11 protein-coding genes are annotated in these 21289 nt (G+C 46.0%); 7 read left to right on the top strand and 4 right to left on the bottom strand.

Annotated elements, in window-relative coordinates; genetic code table 11:
• The first annotated feature begins 156 nt into the window (after positions 1-156).
• Both IQ257_RS23070 and IQ257_RS30310 read left to right on the top strand, forming a co-directional pair.
• Entirely contained in the window at positions 157-1401 is a 1245-nt protein-coding gene (locus tag IQ257_RS23070) for a DNA cytosine methyltransferase (protein WP_193877542.1), read from the top strand.
• Between the two features lie 189 nt (positions 1402-1590).
• Positions 1591-1824, top strand: coding sequence for a hypothetical protein (locus IQ257_RS30310; RefSeq protein WP_228060951.1), 234 nt, complete (start codon positions 1591-1593; stop codon positions 1822-1824).
• 162 nt (positions 1825-1986) lie between these two features.
• On the opposite strand, the gene IQ257_RS23060 is transcribed toward IQ257_RS30310, so the two are convergent.
• The gene (locus IQ257_RS23060) at positions 1987-3468 is read right to left on the bottom strand and encodes a leucyl aminopeptidase (protein ID WP_193877544.1); all 1482 of its coding nucleotides are present in this window, start codon (positions 3466-3468) and stop codon (positions 1987-1989) included.
• 130 nt (positions 3469-3598) lie between these two features.
• Positions 3599-4024 carry a PPC domain-containing DNA-binding protein gene (locus tag IQ257_RS23055; RefSeq protein ID WP_193877546.1) on the bottom strand — a complete coding sequence of 142 codons (426 nt, stop codon included), beginning with the start codon at positions 4022-4024 and terminating at the stop codon, positions 3599-3601.
• Between the two features lie 193 nt (positions 4025-4217).
• On the opposite strand from IQ257_RS23055, the gene IQ257_RS23050 reads away from it, so the two are divergent.
• The gene (locus IQ257_RS23050; protein WP_193877548.1) at positions 4218-4439 is read left to right on the top strand and encodes a hypothetical protein; all 222 of its coding nucleotides are present in this window, start codon (positions 4218-4220) and stop codon (positions 4437-4439) included.
• Between the two features lie 145 nt (positions 4440-4584).
• On the opposite strand, the gene IQ257_RS23045 is transcribed toward IQ257_RS23050, so the two are convergent.
• Together IQ257_RS23045 and IQ257_RS23040 are read right to left on the bottom strand one after the other, a co-directional pair.
• On the bottom strand, positions 4585-4764 hold the full coding sequence (locus IQ257_RS23045; RefSeq protein ID WP_193877550.1) for a hypothetical protein: 180 nt from the start codon (positions 4762-4764) through the stop codon (positions 4585-4587).
• 765 nt (positions 4765-5529) lie between these two features.
• Complete coding sequence (locus IQ257_RS23040) at positions 5530-6102, bottom strand: PsbP-related protein (RefSeq protein WP_193877552.1); 573 nt, start codon at positions 6100-6102, stop codon at positions 5530-5532.
• Positions 6103-6209: 107 nt separating this feature from the next.
• Between IQ257_RS23040 and IQ257_RS23035 the strand changes: the two genes are divergently transcribed.
• From IQ257_RS23035 to IQ257_RS23020, 4 genes are all read left to right on the top strand, one after another.
• Complete coding sequence (locus IQ257_RS23035) at positions 6210-6581, top strand: Hpt domain-containing protein (RefSeq protein WP_193877554.1); 372 nt, start codon at positions 6210-6212, stop codon at positions 6579-6581.
• A 23-nt stretch (positions 6582-6604) separates the two neighbouring features.
• On the top strand, positions 6605-7873 hold the full coding sequence (locus tag IQ257_RS23030) for a sensor histidine kinase (protein ID WP_193877556.1): 1269 nt from the start codon (positions 6605-6607) through the stop codon (positions 7871-7873).
• A 232-nt stretch (positions 7874-8105) separates the two neighbouring features.
• Complete coding sequence (locus IQ257_RS23025; protein ID WP_193933253.1) at positions 8106-13841, top strand: CHAT domain-containing protein; 5736 nt, start codon at positions 8106-8108, stop codon at positions 13839-13841.
• 637 nt (positions 13842-14478) lie between these two features.
• Positions 14479-21289, top strand: a 6811-nt coding sequence (locus IQ257_RS23020) for a filamentous hemagglutinin N-terminal domain-containing protein (protein WP_193933251.1), incomplete at its 3' end; no start/stop codon positions are given.

Genomic DNA, 21289 nt, shown 5'->3' with positions numbered 1-21289 from the left:
CTGTTGATTCATTGAGTCAAATCTTGGCTCCGTTAATTAACTAAGTATTTTTACTCAGCCAATACCTCGTTTTAGCGAGCGCCCTTCATACTTCAGTTATACTACATTTTGAAGTGCGGAATGTGGGTTTAAATATTATAGTTATAGTGAGAGCTTATGGTAAGGGGAGAAAAACCTATCGCTATCGATTTGTTTGCTGGGGCAGGGGGCTTTGGTTTAGGGTTTGAAATGGCAGGCTTCTCTGTACCCCTATCTGTTGAAATCGATGCTTGGGCTTCCGATACACTACGCTATAACCGTCCTACTATGAAAGTTGTTCAACATGATATCCGTGATTTTAATACAGAAAGTAGTGTTAGAGAAATTTGCATCCTTAAACCTGACATTATTATTGGTGGACCACCGTGTCAAGGATTTAGTGTTGCTGGAGCAGCTAAAAAAGACCCCAAAGACCCTAGAAACAGTTTGTTTATTAACTTCGCTCAATGGATAAAATTCCTTAGACCGAATGCATTTGTTATGGAAAATGTCAAGGGATTACTGTCACGGAAAAATACAGAAGGGTTAAAGGTTATAAATATTATTAAAAAAAGTTTTGAAGACCTTGGTTATTTCGTGGAAGTTTGGGTTTTGAATGCTGCTGAATACGGTGTTCCGCAGATTAGAGAGCGTATCTTCATTGTCAGCAACAAGATGGGCAAAGAATTAGGTATTCCCAGAAAAACGCACTCTCTAGAACTAATTCATTTTAATAAACTTCAATTATCGCTTTTTGATGATACAGATGCAATTCCGGCTCTAACTGTATGGGATGCAATATCAGATTTACCCAAGCTTAATGCCCGAGAAGGAAACGAAGAACAACCTTATCAAATAGAACCTCAAAACAGTTATCAGATTTGGATTAGAAATAGGAGCGATACACTTTACAACCATGTTGCAATGGAACATTCCGAACGACTTGTAGAGCGTTTCAGGCATATTAATTGGGGTGAATCAAGTTCAGATGTACCCAAGGAACATGGCGCTAGACGGCGTAGTGGTAATGGTGAGTTATCAAACAAAAGCTATGACCAAAATAATCGCCGATTAAATCCCTATAAGCCATCTCACACCATTACAGCTTCATTCTATGCTAATTTTCTTCATCCCTTTCAACATCGAAATTTAACAGCTCGTGAAGGAGCAAGAATTCAATCTTTTCCTGACAATTATCGCTTTCTAGGTAAAAAAACTGTTGTATCTCATAAACTATTGCAGCGAGAACAAAGATTGAATGAAAAGTTTCTTTGCCAATACAATCAAGTGGGTAATGCTGTTCCACCTATTCTTGCTCAAGCAATTGCAGTTCATCTTCAACAAAAATTAGAGCTATGCCCAAAACTGATAGAAACCCTCTAGTTCATGGCTCTAATCTTGAGCAGAAGGAAAATCATCGGACAAAATATAGAGATGATGAGAGTAGAAGATATCTTAACGAGATTAGAACTGAGTATGATACATGGCATACAGATAATATACAGTTGGTCGGACCAACATCGAAAGCTACGGATCAGGATGACGCAGTTATTAGTAAAAGAGTAGAACTTTTTGCAACGTATAAATAAAGATTTTTTAGATCAGCAGCATTTTGCTGAAAAATTTGATTCGAGATCAAACCTCCATTCTAGTCTTTTGGAAGAATTCCTTGCGAAATATGTTAAAAATTCAATTAATCCGGTTGTTGTACAACATCTCTTCAAGAAGGTGCGAAACCATTTAACAATGGACTGGGCTGGTGGTATTGAATTTGGTATACAGCGTGGCTGGTTAATTGACGAATAGATTGGTCTTGCACTAAACTTCAATAAATAGAATCGATTTAAACAACTGAGGGTAAGGAGAAATAGAGCAACAATCAGTTATTTCCCCTTACCCCTAAAAGCCTTCTCATGCCAGCCCATTTAAAAACGGCTGAGGAACACTTCTATCTCAAATCTCCCCTTCTCAAGCCCCAGTACCCAATACCCAGTTAACTAGGGTACGAACGGGGAAACCCGTAGCACCATTATTATTGCAGCCGCTCTCTTTATCCGCCCAAACCGGACCTGCAATATCTAAATGCGCCCAAGGCGTTTCTTTAACAAACTGCTTCAAGAAAAGAGCGGCAGTAATCGAGCCGCCAGCACGGGGTCCGGTATTCTTCATATCAGCAATCGGTGACTTCAATCCCTCAAAGTATTTCTCTTCCATCGGCATCTGCCAGAATTTTTCCCCAGCTACATCTGAAGCCGCTTTCAGTTGGGATGCTAGAGAATCATCGGTTGTCCACAAACCACCAATATCATCGCCTAAGGCAATAATACAGGCACCCGTCAGCGTGGCTAAATCAACGATCGCATCCACTTCCAATTTCTCAGCAAACACCAACGCATCCGCTAGCGTCAATCGTCCTTCGGCATCGGTATTATTGACTTCAATCGTCTTACCATTAGAGGCGGTGAGGATATCCCCCGGATGCATGGCACGACCACTGATCATATTTTCCGTTGCTGCACTGATAAAATGAACTTCTACATCGGGCTTGAGTAAACCGATTGCTTTGGCTGCACCCAGAGTTGCCGCTGCACCTCCCATATCCATTTTCATGGTTTCGATGCCACTGCCCGCCCCTTTGATATTCAAGCCACCGGAGTCAAAGGTTAAACCCTTACCGACAATTGCCACCTTGCGGCGGGGAGTGCCTTCGGGCTTATATGTGAGGTGAATAAACTTAGGGGGCATCTCTGAAGCTTGGGCTACCCCCAAAAACGCACCCATCCCTAACCGTTCACACTCATCTCGCTCCAAAACTTCTAACGTCATGCCGTGTTCTGAGGCAAGTTCCTCTGCCGTCTGCGCTAAGGTAATTGGGGTTACAGCATTAGCGGGTGCAGCAACCAGTTCCCGTGCCAAAATCACACCCTCACAGATATGCCGAGCGCGCGTCATGTCTGCATCCTGTCCGCCCAATCCCAGAATCTCCACTCGTTCTAGCTTTGCTCCTTTGTCCTCGGGTTCCGACTTAAAGCGATTATCAACGTGTAGGGCTAGGAGCATACCTTCTGCGATCGCCTGTGCACTCAGCGCTGGATCATTATTCGCTACGGGTAGGCTAATTCCTAAGGTTTTGCTCTTTTGCTGTTTAGCAATCCGAGCCACCAGAGCCGCCCCACGACGTACACTATCGAGAGTCAGGGCGTCAGGTTTACCCAACCCGACGAGTATAATTTTGCGAATTGAGCTATCGGCACCTACACGAGTTACAGCACTGCTGCCAGTACTTCCTTTAAATTCTGTTTCTTCAATCAGTTCTGCTACTGTACCCGCTAGTTTCTGATCAAGTTGGGCTAAATCGCCACTCAACTCTACTGCATCTTCAAATAACCCAATGGCTAGGGCATCACCAGTCCAATCTACCCGTGGTGTATCCGTTGCTCGAAGTTCCATGCCTCTTGATGTCTAAATTACTACCTGCTCTTCAGTATTGCATTGGGAATTGGGGATTGGGAGAAGATTGTCCCCATCCCCCAATCCTCTCTCCCTCGGTTGGCAGAGGGGGAGCAGTTTTAGTCCAACATCACGGTTTTGAAGACAATGGGTATTGTGGCGTTTTAGCACAGATTTCTAACTCTTTATACCCTGTCTTTTCATCCTCGGTTCTGAGAAACACAAAATCTTCGCTGCTACCGATAACTATCTCAGCCGTTGTATAGATAATACACCCTTCTAAAAGATGTCCTCCGATGGTTTTACCTTTTTTATCAGATAGAGCAATATGTAAATGGATGCCGTGAATAGAAAGAGTACCGACTAGGGAAACCATTTCAAAGCTGCGCTTGAATGATTGAGCGTAATTCTGACTGGCAAAGCGAAGAGTTCCTTGTTTAAGACTGCCCACTGCGGTGAGGATAAAACCCGCTTCAATACTATTCTGTTCAACGAAATCCTTTAAGCAGACCTTTAAATCATCGTTAGGGTTTAATCGCAGTGCAAAAATTTTCATATCCGTTCTTCCCATCTCCGAGTAACTGCTTCACTTAAAAAGTGTAAAGTTATTTCAACAAGGATTGGGGCAGATTCATTAGGTTCGCAACACTGATCAACTGCCCATCCCTATCGCCACTTCGTTGATTTCACGGTGTTTTTCAGAAATTGGTAGCACTAAAATCGACCTAAACCCCTATGAGATTAACCCTATGATGCAAACGCCACTGTCCTGTGAGAACTTGCAAGATCCGGTGGAACGTCTCCTGCACCTGCTATCTCAAGAATCCTCGTTACGAGCATTACAGGATGATACGATCGCAGTTCATGCCTCTTTGCGAAAAGCGATCGCTCCCAGCCCTCAGAATAGAATTCTGGGGCTATACAAACCAAGTCCGCGTAGGCGGACTAACCGAAAATCAAGGGTTTTCTAACCTGCGTAGGCAGGTTTTGTTTGTATAGCTGCGGTTTCAACCGCCAGGTGCAAGATGTAAGAAAAGGCAAAGCAGGCAAAGGCACTGGATTTGTTGATGGAGGGGTTCGTGAGTAATCGCGATCGCATCCATACCACTAGCAATGCTACTTAATTCTATGGAGCAGTTTAACTTTTCCAACCTTCAGGAAGCGGCGGGTTATGCGCGTCGGGGTTAAGGATAGACGACAGTCTATGGACGGGGTGAACTGCCAGCCAGCCTGCCTGTGATCGCTAGCCCCCAGAGCGCGATCGCGGGGTGAGCTGCGATACCAGAAACGTGCCATCGCCTCAATCTAGAGTGCTTAAACCTATACCTCAGCACCAGATACAGTCACACACACGCCGACTGATTTCTATAGAGCCATAACAAATTATACTAAAAAGTTTTTATTCACTTTTAGATGTATCGACGGATTGTGTCCTGGTAATCCTCTAGACGATTACCAGGACACAATCGAATATGTCTCTGCCATTTTTCAAGCCATTTTGAAAGCTGTTCAATACCAGATTGATGTTCTTCAGATGTGTTGTGTTTACCTGACTGAGCGCATTTTTACGAATGAATGCAGGAACAGCCCTATCCGGCTGCAATACTTTTAACCTCGGAAAATTTTTGAACGCGATCGCTCTCTCAAACAACAACAACACCCAAGCTAGACTTACTGAGTGATTTCCTCTTTTGGGTAATTATCTACAGAGCTGCACTGACTAGTTCCTAGTATTCAGTTGCATGGCTCCCTATCTTACAAGCTGAGGAAATATCAGCAATTTAGTTGAGTGTTGCTATTGTTATTAGGCGAGACAGATATTTTATGAAACAGATGTTTTACCTCTTAAGTTGACTGTGAACTTGACTAAACTATCTGTCAGGGAAGCTTTATTGCTTCACCTTCTACTTTACTCCTCTCTCTTCTAGATTGGAAGAAATGATACAGAAGTTTGCTTGTCTTTAAAAAACACAGCAATCTAACACGTAACTTTACAGATGAGGCAGACAATTTGATACTAATCAATCTGTGGAAGATTTAAGAGACAAGATTCGAGCAGCACTACTTGAGAAGGCGGAATGACCAGTGAATGCGCTGGATTGTGTCTACTGCTGTCGGATTGCTAGCCGTGTAGTAACTGGTAATTGAAATAGTCTGGTTGTCAGTATAGCGAACGAAACTGAGAATGGTATCGGGAAAGTCAAAACTGCTACCCGTCAGCCAGATTCTGACGGCATCCCGTCCGCCAATCTTCAGGTTGCCGCGCCGCGTCAGGGTAGAATCGCCTTCTTTACTGGTAGCGATCGCTCCTTCCACAGCCGTTTCTAGGGAGCCATTTACTATAGTAATATCAGTTTTAATCAGGTTAGGTGGTGCTTGACCCCCTCCGGGTTCAGATGGGCGACGACTCCAGAGCGTGATATAGTTTTCGTTCACGCGCTCGACAGCCCAGCCAGAAGGGTGAGCAACGGAGAAAAAATTGGGTTCTGTATAGGTAACAAAGTTTGCCCCAGGTTGAGCGACGACGGGGACAACTCCGGCAATTGGAGAAGCCAGGGGAACGACGCCAACCAACGCCGTTACGCTAAGTAAAGTGAAGAGAGTGCCTTGAAGTTTCACAGTGGTTTTGCTCATCAAAGGACAAAGGACTGTCTTTCGCCGATTTTCATTTGACACTCATAGAGCTGCCCTTCTACAGTAGAATAAGGTTCACTACAAAATCTAACATTTAGCTAGACCTCTTGTCCCAGCCGGATTTTTATACCGATTATTCTGAAGAAGTTCTTGTAGAGCTTGACCGCTTGCAGGAAGTAGCCCTTGGTCAGGTAGAATTGCAACGCGAGCTTCTTGAAACCTTGATTGAGGTGGTTCGAGTTAATATAGAAGCTATCCAGAACGCTCTACCAGCAAGTGATTATTTGACGGTTTCCAAATGTTCCCATCAAATTAAGGGCGCTGCGGCTAATGTCGGAGTTCCTTCTATCCGGGGTTTAGCGGCTGAACTAGAGCGTCAGGCAAAGGCTCAAAATCTGTTAGGTGCTGCCGAGTTATTAGCTGCTTTAGAGAACCAGCGATCGCGAGTGCAAGCGTTTATCTCCAGCCAGCTCTCGTAATATACCCTTCTGTTGTGTTGGCTATGGCGAAGATTTTAGTGATTGATGACGATCTGACTGTTCAGTTGGTGCTGAAAAATTTACTCCAAAGCCAAGGTCACGAAGTCACCATTGCTCAGAACGGCGAAGAGGGACTCTACAAAGCTAAGGTGCTGCATCCGGAGTTAATAATTTGCGATTGGGTCATGCCGCGCTTGAATGGAGTAGAAGTTTGTCGGCGCATCAAAGCCGATCCACAACTGGCAACCACCTTCTTGATTCTGCTCACAATGCGTGACCAAGTCACTGATAGAGTCGAAGGTTTAGATGCTGGAGCTGATGAATTTATCTCTAAGCCTATCAAAACCGAAGAGTTACTGGCACGGGTACGGGCAGGATTGCGCTCGTGCCAGTTAACTCAGCAGTTAAATCAAGCCCTGCTGACGTTGCAAGCCAATCAGGTACAGCTTGTACAAAGTGAAAAAATGGTTAGCCTATGGCAGCTAGTGGCAGGTATGGCGCACGAACTCAACAATCCTGTCACCTTCATCTACAGCAACCTGAGCTATGTCGAACACTACACTCAAGATTTGCTCGAACTGCTGCATCTTTACCAAACGCTTACCCCCAACCCCAGTCCCGAAGTTACCGAAAAACTAGAAGAAACCGACCTAAACTTTCTCGTTGATGATTTGCCTAAAATTCTCTTGTCGATGCGCAGGGGTGCCGAACGTATCCAGAAAATTGTTTTATCATTACAAGACTTTTCTCGGCAAAATCGCTCAGGCTTGCAGTTGGTTAACCTTCACCGAGAACTCGAAAACACCCTATTGATTTTGGAACATCGCTTGCAGTCGTGTAATGGCGAACTTGGCATTAAAGTGCTAACAGACTACGGCGATTTACCTCTCGTAGAATGCTATCCCAGTCAGTTAAATCAGGTATTTATCAATATTTTCAATAACGCGATTGAAGCTATTGAAGCAGACCCTAACACAATATTCGGTCAGATTTCGATCCGCACTCAAGCCCTAGATAGCGATCGCGTCGTGATTCGGATTGCCAACAACGGACCGGAAATTCCCCCCAAAGTCAAAGCCCGAATATTTGACCCCTTCTTCACCACCAAACCCGTAGGCACTGGCACCGGATTGGGGCTAGCGATTAGTTATCAAATCGTTGTAGAACAACATAAAGGCTCGCTCAAGTGCCTGTCAGAAGCAGAATGGGGTACAGAATTTTGGATTGAGCTACCTCGTCTATTAAACGTTTCAATGCTTTCGAGTCAGGAAGTCGTGCAAAGTTTTAAATGAAAAATTTTTAGAATACAGGAGTTCAGAAATTCACAAGGTTTTGAACTTTTGGATAAGGTGGACTTGAAGACGACCAAGCAAGAGTCGGCGTACAATTGAGTTAGAAAAGAGAAACAATCTTCTATAAGCATTCTGGCACGACAGCTTGAAATTGACAAGACACGAGGGGTAGGTTTTTTCTTTCATGAAAGTTTATCAACGGTATTGTTATAGAGTTTTGTCTCTCCTTGCTTTGACTGGAAAACTAGCTGGAATTGATGCGGTTTTTCCAGCCTTCAGCCACCCCATAACTCCGGCAACTGACGGCACGGGTACAGTTGTCATTCCGGATGGCAACCGTTTTGATATCCAAGGCGGCACACTATCCAGTGATGGGGCAAATCTTTTCCACAGTTTTGAAGAGTTTGGGCTTTCATCGGGTCAAGTTGCTACTTTTCTCTCTAATCCCCAAATTCGCAATATTTTAGGGCGAGTTATTGGAGGCGATCCCTCACTTATTAACGGTTTGATTCAGGTGACAGGAGGTAATTCCAACTTATTTTTGATAAACCCTGCGGGGATAGTTTTTGGTGCTAATGCCCAGTTAAACGTTCCTGGAGACTTTTTAGCAACAACTGCCACAGGTATTGGTTTTGACGATAACAATTGGTTCAATGCTTTCAGTGCAAATAACTACCAAACCTTAAACGGCACTCCCAGTAGTTTTGCGTTTGATTTATCTCAATCAGGAAGTATTATCAATGCGGGGAATCTTGCGGTTTCAGAAGGACAAAACTTAACCTTACTGGGCGGCAATGTGATGAATACCGGACAACTAACGGCACCGGCAGGAACTATCACGATTGCCGCTGTACCCGGTCAGAATTTAGTCCGGATTTCTCAACAGGGCAACCTGCTGAACTTAGAAATTGAACCGCCGAGGGATAACAATGGGCAAATCCTACCCATTACTCCTCTAGATTTACCCACATTACTAACCCTTGGGTCTGGAATTGTTGAGACGGAATGGGATGTCCACTCAATAACAGGAAATGCGATGCCTCCGGCTGGCTTCGCCTACGCTTCTGGCACGCTTGATGCCTCCGGTGATACTGGCGGTGCAATTAATGTTTTAGGCAATCGCGTCAGTGTGATAGGTGCTGATATTAATGCTTCTGGTAGCAATGGCGGTGGCACTGTACGCATTGGCGGTGACTATCAGGGGAACGGCAGCGTCCCGAATGCGCAGTTTACTACGGTAGATGGCAATACGACGATTCAGGCGAATGCGATCGCCAATGGCAATGGCGGTAGGGTCATTGTTTGGTCAGATCATACAACACAGTTCCAAGGAGCGATCGCAGCACGGGGGGGTTCTGCAAGGGGAAATGGTGGATTTGCAGAGGTATCGGGTAGGCAGATATTAAAGTATGAAGGCACTGCCGACTTACTAGCACCTAACGGATTGACAGGGAACTTACTCTTAGATCCCGCTACCTTTACTATTGCTAATTCTGGGGGAGATATTACACCAGCGGCAGTTGTTAATGCCCTACTAACCGCAAACGTCACTTACTCTGCGACCGATTTTCTGACTGTTAGTGATGGCGTAAATTCTAGCAGTGGTTTTAATTTAACCCTCGACGCACCCACTATTAATCTCAATGCACCGATTACCCTCAGCGGTCAACTTCTAGGGACGGCAAATAGCGTGAATGTCGGGTCTAGTGGCAGAGTTCAAAATGGTATCGATGTGGCGATAACGGGTGCAACTGTTAACTTGGCAGCCGGAACCTTTACAGACCTAACAACAATAACCATAGATAAATCTTTGACGTTGAAAGGGGCTGGGGCAGGCAATACAACTGTTAGCGGGAATGATACCATTCGGGTCTTTAATATTTCTGGTGATAATGTGACTCTGGATAATTTAACGGTTGCCGATGGAAACGTTACTGGTAATGGCGGTGGTATTCTGCATAGTGGCGGCACGCTGAACGTTACCAATAGCACTATCCGCAATAACAATGCTTCTAACGCTGGTGCTGGTATCTACAGCGATGACGGCACGCTGAATATCCTTAACAGTAATATCAGCGACAATATAGCCAGTGGTAACGGTGGTGGCATTCAACAGACTGGCAGCAGCAATGCCAATATTACCAATAGCACCATCAGTGGCAATACAACCAACGGTAACGGTGGTGGTATTGATATTAACTCAGCCCCAGGCGGCTTTACCTTAACAGTTACCAACAGCACCATCGCTAACAACGGGACAATCAGCGGCGGCGGCGGTATCTCTCTAGGTACTAACAGCACTGTATTCTTCAACCACAGCACCATCGCTAATAATTCTGCCACCACCGGAGGCGGTATCTCTAATGTCTTCGGCGGTACTGTCAACATTAGTAACACGATTGTCGCCGGAAATATGGCTTTCAGCGTCAATCCCGACGTGTCTGGAACTCTTAGCAGCCAGGGTTTTAACCTAGTGCAAAATAGGGGTTCCAGTACAGGCTATATCTCCTCCGATTTGCCTGATGGTACTAACCCCTTACTCGGTTCCTTGGAAAATAACGGCGGTTCGACTCCAACTCTTGCCCTACTTCCTGGTAGTCCGGCTATCGATGCAGGTAATACTACAGGTGCGCCCGCTACGGATCAACGCGGTGGCGCACGTCCTCCCTTTGGTACAGGCAATGGTGCCAGCGTGGATATTGGTGCCTATGAAGTCACGCCATCCTATATTGTGACTCGCACGGTAGATGATACCCTGAGCGGCAGCTTACAATCTGCGATCGCTTTTACCAATCTCTTCTCAACCCTAGACAATCGGGGAACTATCCTCTTTCAAATTCCCACTACCCCCGATGCCGGCTATTGGTCGATTGCCTCAACGTCAGTGCTACCAACTCTCACCCAACCCGTCATTATCGACGGCAGCAGTCAGATTGAACTGAATGGTATCAATGCGGGAACGGGCGCAAACGGCTTAGTTTTGGGTTCAGGTTCAGCAGGCAGTACGATTCAGGGTTTGGCCATTAATCGCTTCGGACAACATGGCATCTTAGTGCAGAGCGGGGATAACACAATCCGAGGTAACTTTATTGGTACGGATTTTACGGGAACTCAGACTCTAGGGAATGGCAGCAGTGGCATCCTGATTCAGGGGGGAACAAACAATATCATCGGCGAAGATTTGCCTAACGGGAAAAATACGATCGCTAATAATCCTACAGGGGTTCAGATTGCTGGTGGCGGTAGTGCTAGTTTTACCCATTCCACGATTACAGGCGGTATGACTGGGCTATTGGTGACAGGAGGGGGAAGTGCGATCGCTAATTTAGAAAATACTGCCTTTTCCGGTCAAACGGGTGACTATATCACCTTAACTGAGGGTGCCATGGCAGGTGCACAAGTCGATGCTAGTACTGCCACCTTCGAGGGTTTAACAGGTGCTGACTCAACCCTAGCTGAGTTATTTGCTCTGGAAAACAACATTACCCACGCTCTTGATACTGCCGATGCCGGCTTGATCCGAGTCAATGCTAATAATTTATACGTGACTCCCCTCAGCGGTAGTATTCAACGGGGTATCAATGCGGCTCAAACCGAAGATACCGTTAATATAGCAGTTCATACATATAATGAGTCAAATGTCAATATTAATCGTTCCCTCAATTTGAATTTTGATGGAGAGGGAGCCACGATCACAGGCAACGTGACATCAGACGCAGGCAGTATAGTGGGGTTGTTGGGTAACCTTACCGTTGAGGGTGCCGATGGTATCGATTTCAGTAATACTGTAAATTTGCTGGGTGATGTGAGTCTATCCACGACGACTGGTAATATTACCATCGCTGGCACTGTCAGCTCGTCCAATCCCAGCAACCTTACCCTCAACAGCGCCAACACGGTTGAAACTGAGGGAATTATAGCTAGCAGTCTTACTGTTACTGCTGACGGTAGTATTACGACAGGGGATATTAATACTAGCTCAAGTTCTGGCAGTGGCGGCAGGATTGCTCTCAGGAGTGAGGCTAGCAGCATCACCACGGGGAACTTAAACTCATCGGGACGGATGAATGGTGGAGAGAGTCAGGTTGAGGCGAGAACTCAGATTCAAACGGGGCAAATTAATACCAGTGGCATGACAGGCAGGGGGGGTAATGTCACCCTTGATCCTTCTGGGGATATCCAAGTGAGTTGGATTAATACCCAAGGCGGCACCATAGGCGGCACTGTAGACATTACTACAGAACGATTTTTTAGGGCAACTGACCGTTTTACAACGGCGAATGGGGTAGAGGCGAGTATTTCGAGTATGGGGGGCAGCCAGAGCGGGGATATTACAATCCGGCATGGTGGTAAGGGGATTGTGCCGTTTGAGGTGGGGGATGCTGCAATCAATGGTACAGCCGATGCGATTACTAGCGGACAGTTTGCGATCGCTCCATTTGAGTCTTTTCCCTTTACCCAAGTTGAGGGCAATATTCAGATTCTTAGCGTTGATGCTCCTGTCGATGAAGTCATTAATCCTCCCGGTGAGGTTATCAATCCTGCTATTAATCCTGTCGATCTAACCCAAAACCAGGGGAGTAGGAACCAACCCGAACCTTCGCCCCGATCGTCTTCTAATGATACGTCTTCTACTCCGACCCAAGAGGCTGAAAGCCAAGTGGCACAACAGGAGGAAATTTTTACAAATACCTTTGAAAATTACTTGGGGCTGAAGGATACTCCCACCGTTACTCTAGCAGAAGCTCGGGCTACCTTAGAGCGGATTCAAGAAATTACGGGTTTGAAGTCAGCCCTCATTTATGTGTACTTCAAACCCCAAACCCCAGCTCCTGTAACAGAAACGTCCAACTCAACGGATACTCTGTGGCAGTTTAGTTCGTCTGTGGCTAAACCCAGACGGCAGTTACTGCCTCAAAACCAAAAACCACAAGCAACAGACCCGCTAGAATTAGTACTGGTGACTCCTGAAGGAGCCGTGCTGCGGCGACAGTTAGCAGGAGCCACGCGATCGCAAGTTCTGCAAGTCGCTCAAGAGTTTCGTGCCGCTACCACAAACGTCCGCAACCCTGAGGGGTATTTGGCAGGTGCGAAGCAGATGTATCAATGGTTGATTGAGCCGTTGGAGAAGGATTTAGAAACTCAACAAATCAACCATCTCAGTTTCATTATGGATATAGGGTTGCGATCGCTCCCTGTGGCAGCACTCCATGATGGCAACCGCTTTCTCGTAGAACAATACAGTGTTGGTTTGATGCCCAGCCTTTCCCTCACCGATACTCGCTATGTCGATTTGAGAGACAAGCAGGTTCTAGCAATGGGAGCTGCTCGATTTACTCAACAAAAGCCATTACCCGCCGTACCCTTAGAGATTAGAGAGATTGCTAATCAGTTATGGTCGGGAGACGAGTTTCTCAATGAAAATTTTACCCTAGATAATCTCAAACAAGCCCATTCCTCAAAATCCTATGGCATTATTCATCTAGCCACCCACGCAGAATTCCGTCCCGGTCAGCCTTCAAACTCCTATATTCAGCTTTGGGATAGTAAACTAGGACTGGATCGGCTACGCCAAATTGGGTTAAACGAGCCGCCAGTGGAATTGCTGGTTTTAAGTGCCTGTCGTACTGCTTTGGGAGATGAGCAGGCAGAGTTGGGTTTTGCTGGCTTGGCAGTAATGGCAGGAGTCAAGTCAGCCTTTGGTAGCCTGTGGTACGTCAACGATGAAAGCACTTTAGGGCTGATGATGAAATTTTACCAACAATTAAAGGTCGCTCCTGTCAAAGCTGAAGCACTCCGGCAGGCACAACTAGCGATGTTAAATGGAGACGTGCGCATTGAGGGAGGTAAGTTAGTACTCGGCAGCAACCGCATTTCCTTACCCGCAGAATTAGCTAAGTTAGGAGACAGAACCCTGACTCATCCTTACTATTGGAGCGCTTTCACGTTAATTGGCAATCCTTGGTAATGTTTCCCTTCTCCTTGCAGGAGAGAGGCTCTGAATTCTCCCCCCTCCCCACTCCCCACTCCCTATTCCCTACTCCCGAGAAGCAACTAAGTATGCAGATTAACCAAATGATCCGGATTCTGCCGATAAATTCTTGAAATAATTAATAGGTAAAAATTGTAAAATCGAAATATAGAAGGAGTTAGACAAACTGGGATAATTGACAATCTTTGTCCTACGGCAGTGGCTCAAGGGAGTCAGTTGACAATAGTCTAGAGCAATCTGGCACAAATAAGTGACTCACTGAAACTCTCCCTTGTCTCCTTGTACTAGGGGGTTTCCTAGTTAGTAGCGATTGATACTGCTACTGATGAGTTCCGCTTTACAAACGGTTACAGAAAGTAGCGTAGATTTTTAGCGCTACAGTCGAGCCATAATAGAAACAAGGGTTAAACGGGTGTGTCTTTGTAAAGATTGGCTGAATTTACTGCCTATAACGAAAAAACGAGATAGGAAGGAATTTAGCAATTCAATGAGGTTCATTGAATTAGAGACTAGGGAAAAAACACCTGCCAGGGAAAAAGTTGGCTATTTTCTTCAATTCATGGAGAAAATGCCGATAAAATTGCGTCAGCTATCCTTTAGCTAATTATTAGTCATGGTTTCTACTACAGGCGCAATTTATTTAAAACTAGCGAGTTCCTTGGCAGTCACGGCAGTTACCCTAGGAGCTACCTTTCCAGCGTTGAGTCAACCTATCTCAGCACCGGACGACACGGGTACAATTGTGACGCCTGATGGCAACCAGTTTGATATCCAAGGGGGTACTGTATCTGGAGAAAACCTCTTCCACAGTTTTGATCAATTCGGACTGAATTCGGGTGAAGTTGCCAACTTTTTGTCTAATCCCCAAATCCGCAATATCCTCGGACGGGTAGTTGGGGGAGACGCCTCCATCATTAACGGTTTGATTCAAGTGACTGGGGGCAGCTCGAATTTATTCTTGATGAACCCAGCCGGGATAGTATTTGGTGCAAATGCCCAGTTGAATGTCCCCGCATCGTTTACCGCTACTACCGCCACAGGTATCGGTTTTGGCGATAATAATTGGTTCAATGCCTTCGGCACAAATAGCTATCAAAGCTTAACGGGCAATCCATCTCAGTTTGCCTTTGAATTAGCACAACCGGGAACGGTTATTAATGCAGGGAATTTAGCTGTTCCAGAAGGACAGAATTTGACTTTACTCGGTGGCAATGCTATCAATACAGGTCAGCTTACCGCACCGGGAGGAACGATTACCATTACCGCTGTGCCGGGTAACAATCGGGTGCGGCTCAATCAAGCAGGTAATGTACTGAGTTTGGAATTTGAGCAGTCGATACAAACGAACGGAGAAGCCGAATCTATCAGCCCTTTAGATTTACCTGCATTACTAACGGGTTCAGCCGCAACGGTAGAAACTGGGTTGAATGTTTCTGGCAACGGAGAGGTGCAGGTTGCTAATTCCGGTACAGCCATACCTACTGAAGGGGGAGTTGCCATCGCATCGGGTACGATTGATGCCTCGAATGCCAGAACTGGAACGATAGGTGGCACTGTTCAGATTTTAGGCGATCGCGTTGGCTTGATTGGTGCCAACGTTGATGCTTCTGGTGCCAATGGGGGTGGTACGGTTCTGATTGGAGGAGATTACAAAGGTCAGGGAACGGTTCCCAATGCCGATGTCACCTTTGTTGATCAAGATTCTACCATTCGAGCTGATGTCTTGGAGACTGGTAACGGGGGTCGGGCGATCGCTTGGTCGGAGGAAACAACTCGCGTCTATGGTTCAATTAGCGTTAGGGGTGGGGAAAATTCTGGTAATGGCGGTTTTGTAGAAACCAGTAGTCGGGGATTTTTGGACGTCACCACTACACCCGATATCGCTGCACCGTTTGGTGAGGGTGGGATGTGGCTGATTGATCCCAACAATATAGAAATTGTGGCGGGTAACGGTGCTTCAAATATTACGACGACCAATCCCTTTGAGACAACCAATGACACAGCCCAACTCGGTGTTAACGTCATCCTAAACGCTTTGATATTCGGTGATGTTACGGTATCAACGGGAACAGCCGGGGCAAATTCCCAAGCGGGAAATATTGAGCTGAAGACAGACCTGAACTTTAATGGGATTGGTACAGGGAAAACGCTGACTTTAAATGCCCATAACGATATCACTACGAATGGTCAGATTTTTGACGGTAATCCGGGGACTGTCGATAGTCTTAATTTAATCTTTAACGCCAACAGCGATGGGTTAGGTGCTGGTAGAGTGCAGATTGGGAGTCCCATTGCCACTGGGGGCGGAAATATCACCCTCCTCGGTACTAGCGATAGCAACCAAGCAGGGATTTTTAACAGCGCCCAAATCGAGTCGGGTGGTGGGGATATCCTCTTGAGAGGGACTAACACTTTTCCTGGCGGCAAAGCTCAAGGCATTAACGTTGGTGCAGCAATTCGCTCGGCTGGGGGAAATATTACCCTTGAAGGGACTAGCAGTGGTAATGCCGAGGGACTTTATATCGGACAGCCCGTTGAATCAAGTGGCGGCAATATCACACTGACAGGCATTGCTACAGGTGGTAATAGCGCTAATGCCATAGGCATTGCTAGTACAAACCAACTTAATGCAGATACTGGGGATATTACTATAACGGCTGACACGGCTGATCTGAACGGTCCTCTAACAGGTAGTGGTGCTCTCATTCTTCAGCCAGTTACCCCCACACTCGATTTGCAAATAGGAGGAGGGGGAAAAAATGATTTCCTATCTAATCTAGGCATAAATCAAACCACTGGCTTCGACTCTATAATCATTGGACGTTTAGACGGTAGTGGTACGATTACCCTAGGTGATGATTTAACATTCGGTAGCCCAGTCACGTTGCGATCGCCCCTGGCTGGAGGTATCATCGACACCGCAGGCTTTGATCTGACTGGCACAGGCAGCATTACTTTGGATGCTGGTGACATTATTACCATCAGAAACGGCTCAATCATATCTCCAGCATCAGGTTCTTTAGATGTTACTCTTCGTGCTAACGAGATTAACCTTGATGGCACCAGCCAAATCCGAGGCAATGGCGGTATTCTCACCTTACAACCCCAAACCCCCAGTGCTGGAATTACAATTGGCGGCACAGTTAACGATGGTGACTTAAATCTAAATAGCAACGAACTCAATCGGTTGCAACCCGGGTTTTCTGAAATTTTCATTGGACGTGCTGACGGCACGGGTACAATTACCCTCAAGGATGGGGTGACGTTCAATGATCCAGTAAATATTGCTGGCGGTTCCACTCTCATTGGTGCCAACCAAGATACCACTTGGGACATTACAGGTACGAACCAAGGCGAGCTCACGGGCTTTGCTAATGGCTTAACCTTCAACAATATTGAAAATCTAATCGGCGGCAGCGCTAACGATACTTTCCGTTTCAGCAACAGCGGTAGTGTTACTAGTATTGAGGGTGGCTTGGGTAACAATACCCTCATGGGTGACAATACCAATAATGCTTGGGCAATAACGGCTAATAATAGCGGCAACCTGAATGGTGTTATTTTCTCTGGGATTGGTAATCTTACAGGTGGTGAATTAGAGGATACCTTCCGTTTCAGCAACGGCGGTAGCGTTAGTAATATTGATGGGGGTATCGGTAGCAATACTCTTATTGGCGATAATACCAGTAACACTTGGGAGATAACGGCGAATAATACTGGCACCCTCAATGGTGTTATTTTCTCTGGGATTGGTAATCTCACAGGTGGTGAATTAGAGGATACCTTCACCCTCAATGGTGGTAGTGTTGCCAATATTGATGGGGGTGTTGGTAGCAACACTCTTATTGGCGGCACTATTAATAACACTTGGAACCTGACAGATGATGATGCCGGTAATGTCAATGGTGCGAACAATTTCATCCGTATTGGCAACCTAATGGGTGGCGCTGCCAGTGACACTTTCCGCTTTAACGATGGCGTCAGTATCAGTGGGACAATTGACGGACAAGGCGGCACCGATACCCTAGACTACTCGAACTACACCACAGATCCGATGGTAAATCTGGGGGCGTTAGAGGGAAACAATATTGAAACGATAATAGGTTCGACTACTGTTGAGAGTACCCTGACTGCCACCGACACCAACAACACTTGGGAAATTACTGGCACCAACACAGGTACAGTTAATAGTTTTAGCTTCCAAAACTTCGGCAAATTGGTTGGCGGCAATTTAGAGGATACCTTTACCCTCATCAACGGCGGTAGTGTTACCAACATCAACGGTGGAGCTGGCAACAATACCCTCACGGGTGATAATGGCGTTAACGATTGGAATCTAACGGGTAACGATGCTGGTGATATCAACAGCACGACAACGTTCAGTCAAATTAGTAACCTGATTGGTGGCACTGCAAATGACAGTTTCATCTTTAACGATGGCATCACTATCAGCGGGACAATTAACGGACAAGGCGGCACTGATACCCTAGATTACTCGAACTACACCACAGATCCGATGGTAAATCTGGGGGCGTTAGGGGGAGTCAGTATTGAACAGGTAGTCGGAAGTACTAATGCTCAGAGTACCCTGATTGGCACCAACACGGACAACACTTGGCAGATAACAGGTGCTAACAGCGGTACAGTTAATGGCACCCTCGACTTCATCGACTTTGATAACCTCATCGGTGGTGACTTAGACGATACCTTTGCGTTCAACGATGGTGTTAGCTTCAACGGTTCTATTGCAGGTGGTGCTGGTATAGATACTTTGGACTACTCTAACTACAACAATCCCCTAACCGTAAATCTGGGGATGTTGGGAGGAGAGAATATTGAAAAAGTCATCGGCACAACGGCGGCTCAGAATACCTTAATTGGCACCGACACGGACAACACCTGGCAGATAACAGGTGCCAACAGGGGTACAGTTAATAACACCCTCGAATTCATTGACTTTAACAATATCATCGGTGGCAACTTAAACGATACCTTCACTCTCAGCAACATCGGTAGTATCACCAATGTTAACGGTGGTGCAGGGAACAATACCCTGATTGGTGGCAATGCCAATAACACTTGGAATTTGACAGGTAATGATGCTGGCAATATCAACGGCAATACGACGTTCAGTCAAATTAGCAACCTAATTGGTGGCACTGCAAATGACAATTTCCGCTTTAACGATGGCGTCAATATAAGTGGGACAGTTGACGGACAAGACGGCATTGATACCCTAAATTACTCTAACTACATAAATCCGCTAACGGTAAATCTAGGAGCGTTAGGGGGAGACAATATTGAACAGGTAATAGGGACGACTAATGCTCAGAGTACCCTGATTGGCACCAACACGGACAACACCTGGGAAATAACAGGAGCCAACAGGGGTCAAGTTAATGAGACTCTCAAATTCATTGACTTTAACAATATCATCGGTGGTGACTTAAACGATACCTTTACCCTCAGCAACATCGGTAGTATCACCAATGTTAACGGTGGAGCGGGTAACAATACCCTGATTGGTGGCAATGCCAATAACACTTGGAATTTGACAGGTAATGATGCTGGCAACATCAACGGCAATACGACGTTCAGTCAAATTAGCAACCTAATTGGTGGCACTGAGAATGACAATTTCATCTTTAATGATGGCATCACTATCAGTGGGACAGTTGACGGCAAAGAAGGCACCGATACCCTCAACTACTCTAACTACAACAATCCCCTAACTGTAGACTTAGGAGCCTTGGGGGGAGACAATATTGAACAGGTAATAGGGACAACTAATGCTGAGAGTACCCTGATTGGTACTAACACCAATAATACCTGGGAAATAACAGGTGCTAATAGCGGTAGAGTTAATGACACCCTCAACTTCATTGAGTTTAACAACCTCATTGGTGGTGACTTAGACGATAGGTTTGTATTTAACAATAACTTCAACGGAACTATTGCCGGTGGCGCGGGGATAGATACGTTAGATTACTCTCAACTTAATAGTCCTCTGACTGTAAATTTAGGGGTGATTGGAGCAGGAGATACTGAATTAGTACTCGGCAGAACAGATACTACCACTACGTTGATAGGAGCAGATACACCAAACGATTGGGTCATTAGTGGATCTAACAGTGGTACAGTCAATGGCACCCTAGAATTTAGAAACTTTAATAACCTAACAGGGGGAGATTTAAACGATCGCTTCACTCTCAACGGTGGTAGTGTCACTAATATTGACGGGGGTGGAGGCAGTAACACCTTAAGTGGTGACAACACCAACAACACCTGGACTCTTACGGGAACCGACGAAGGTAATATTAACGGTGCTACTCGTTTTAGCGCGATTGGCAACCTGATTGGTGGTAACTCAGATGATAGTGTTGTCTTCAATAACGGTGCCAGCCTCACCGGTGGGATTGAGGGTGGAGCAGGCAATCTTACCTTATCTGGAGATGAAATTAACTTTGCAGGGCAAGTCTCTGGTACAGGTGATTTAATCATTCAGCCGCTGAGTACAACCCAGCAGATCCGAATAGGGGGTACAGATAGTGGTAGCAATGGCAGTCTTGATTTAACTCAAACCGAGTTGAGTTTACTGCAAGATGGTTTCAACCATATCACGATTGGACGGGCAGATAGCAGTGGTGCAATTACCGTCGCAGGTGATACCCTTTTCAAGGATTCGCTAACATTGCGATCGCCCTTTGGCGATGGTTCAATCACAACGACAGGTTCTACCCTGACTGGCTTGGGCGGTATTAACCTCCTTGCTAACCAAACCATTACGACTGGTAACATTATCGCTGCCGGTCAAGGAATTACCCTCAACAGCACTAGCGGCAATATCGATACCAGTGCTGGAACCCTAGACAGTAGTTCTGCCACCGATAGTGGAGGAGCGATCGCCCTCAAAGCCGCAGGTAGCATTACTACAGGTAATCTCACCTCATTTGGACAAACCGATGGTGGTGATATCCGAGTGGAGGCAATTACCGAAATTACTGCCGGAGAAATTGACACCCATGGGGTAAACGGTGCAGGCGGTAATGTTTTCCTCGATCCTGAAGGCGATATCCGAGTCAGTTGGATTAACGCCCAAGGTGGCACCATTGGCGGCAGTGTCGATATTACCACAGAGCGCTTTTTCCGAGCCACCGACCGTTTCACCGCTGCTAACGGTAATCAAGCTAGCATTTCCACAATTGGCGGTAGCAATGGTGGGGCTATTACAATTCGGCACGGGGGTAACGGAGAAGTTCCGTTTATAGTAGGAGACGCGACAACTAACGGCACCGCTGAACCCATTATTAGTGGTAACGCCACAGTTCCCCTGGGGACAGTTTTACCCTATACCTACACTGACGAAAACATTCAAATTGTGAGTGTTGATCCCCCAGCTCCCCCCAAAGCTGAACCCCCTCCAC

Origin of the sequence: Coleofasciculus sp. LEGE 07092, from assembly GCF_015207375.1 — a bacterium.
In the GTDB taxonomy this organism is placed as follows: Bacteria; Cyanobacteriota; Cyanobacteriia; order Cyanobacteriales; family Coleofasciculaceae; genus LEGE-07092.
Note: the sequence above shows the minus strand (reverse complement) of the source record. Positions and strands in the feature narration are given on the sequence as shown.

Coding starts and splice junctions, on each gene's coding strand:
- IQ257_RS23070 (WP_193877542.1), top strand. CDS start 157: ATGGTAAGGGGAGAAAAACCTATCGCTATCGATTTGTTTGCTGGGGCA.
- IQ257_RS23060 (WP_193877544.1), bottom strand. CDS start 3,468: ATGGAACTTCGAGCAACGGATACACCACGGGTAGATTGGACTGGTGAT.
- IQ257_RS23055 (WP_193877546.1), bottom strand. CDS start 4,024: ATGAAAATTTTTGCACTGCGATTAAACCCTAACGATGATTTAAAGGTC.
- IQ257_RS23050 (WP_193877548.1), top strand. CDS start 4,218: ATGATGCAAACGCCACTGTCCTGTGAGAACTTGCAAGATCCGGTGGAA.
- IQ257_RS23045 (WP_193877550.1), bottom strand. CDS start 4,764: ATGGCACGTTTCTGGTATCGCAGCTCACCCCGCGATCGCGCTCTGGGG.
- IQ257_RS23040 (WP_193877552.1), bottom strand. CDS start 6,102: ATGAGCAAAACCACTGTGAAACTTCAAGGCACTCTCTTCACTTTACTT.
- IQ257_RS23030 (WP_193877556.1), top strand. CDS start 6,605: ATGGCGAAGATTTTAGTGATTGATGACGATCTGACTGTTCAGTTGGTG.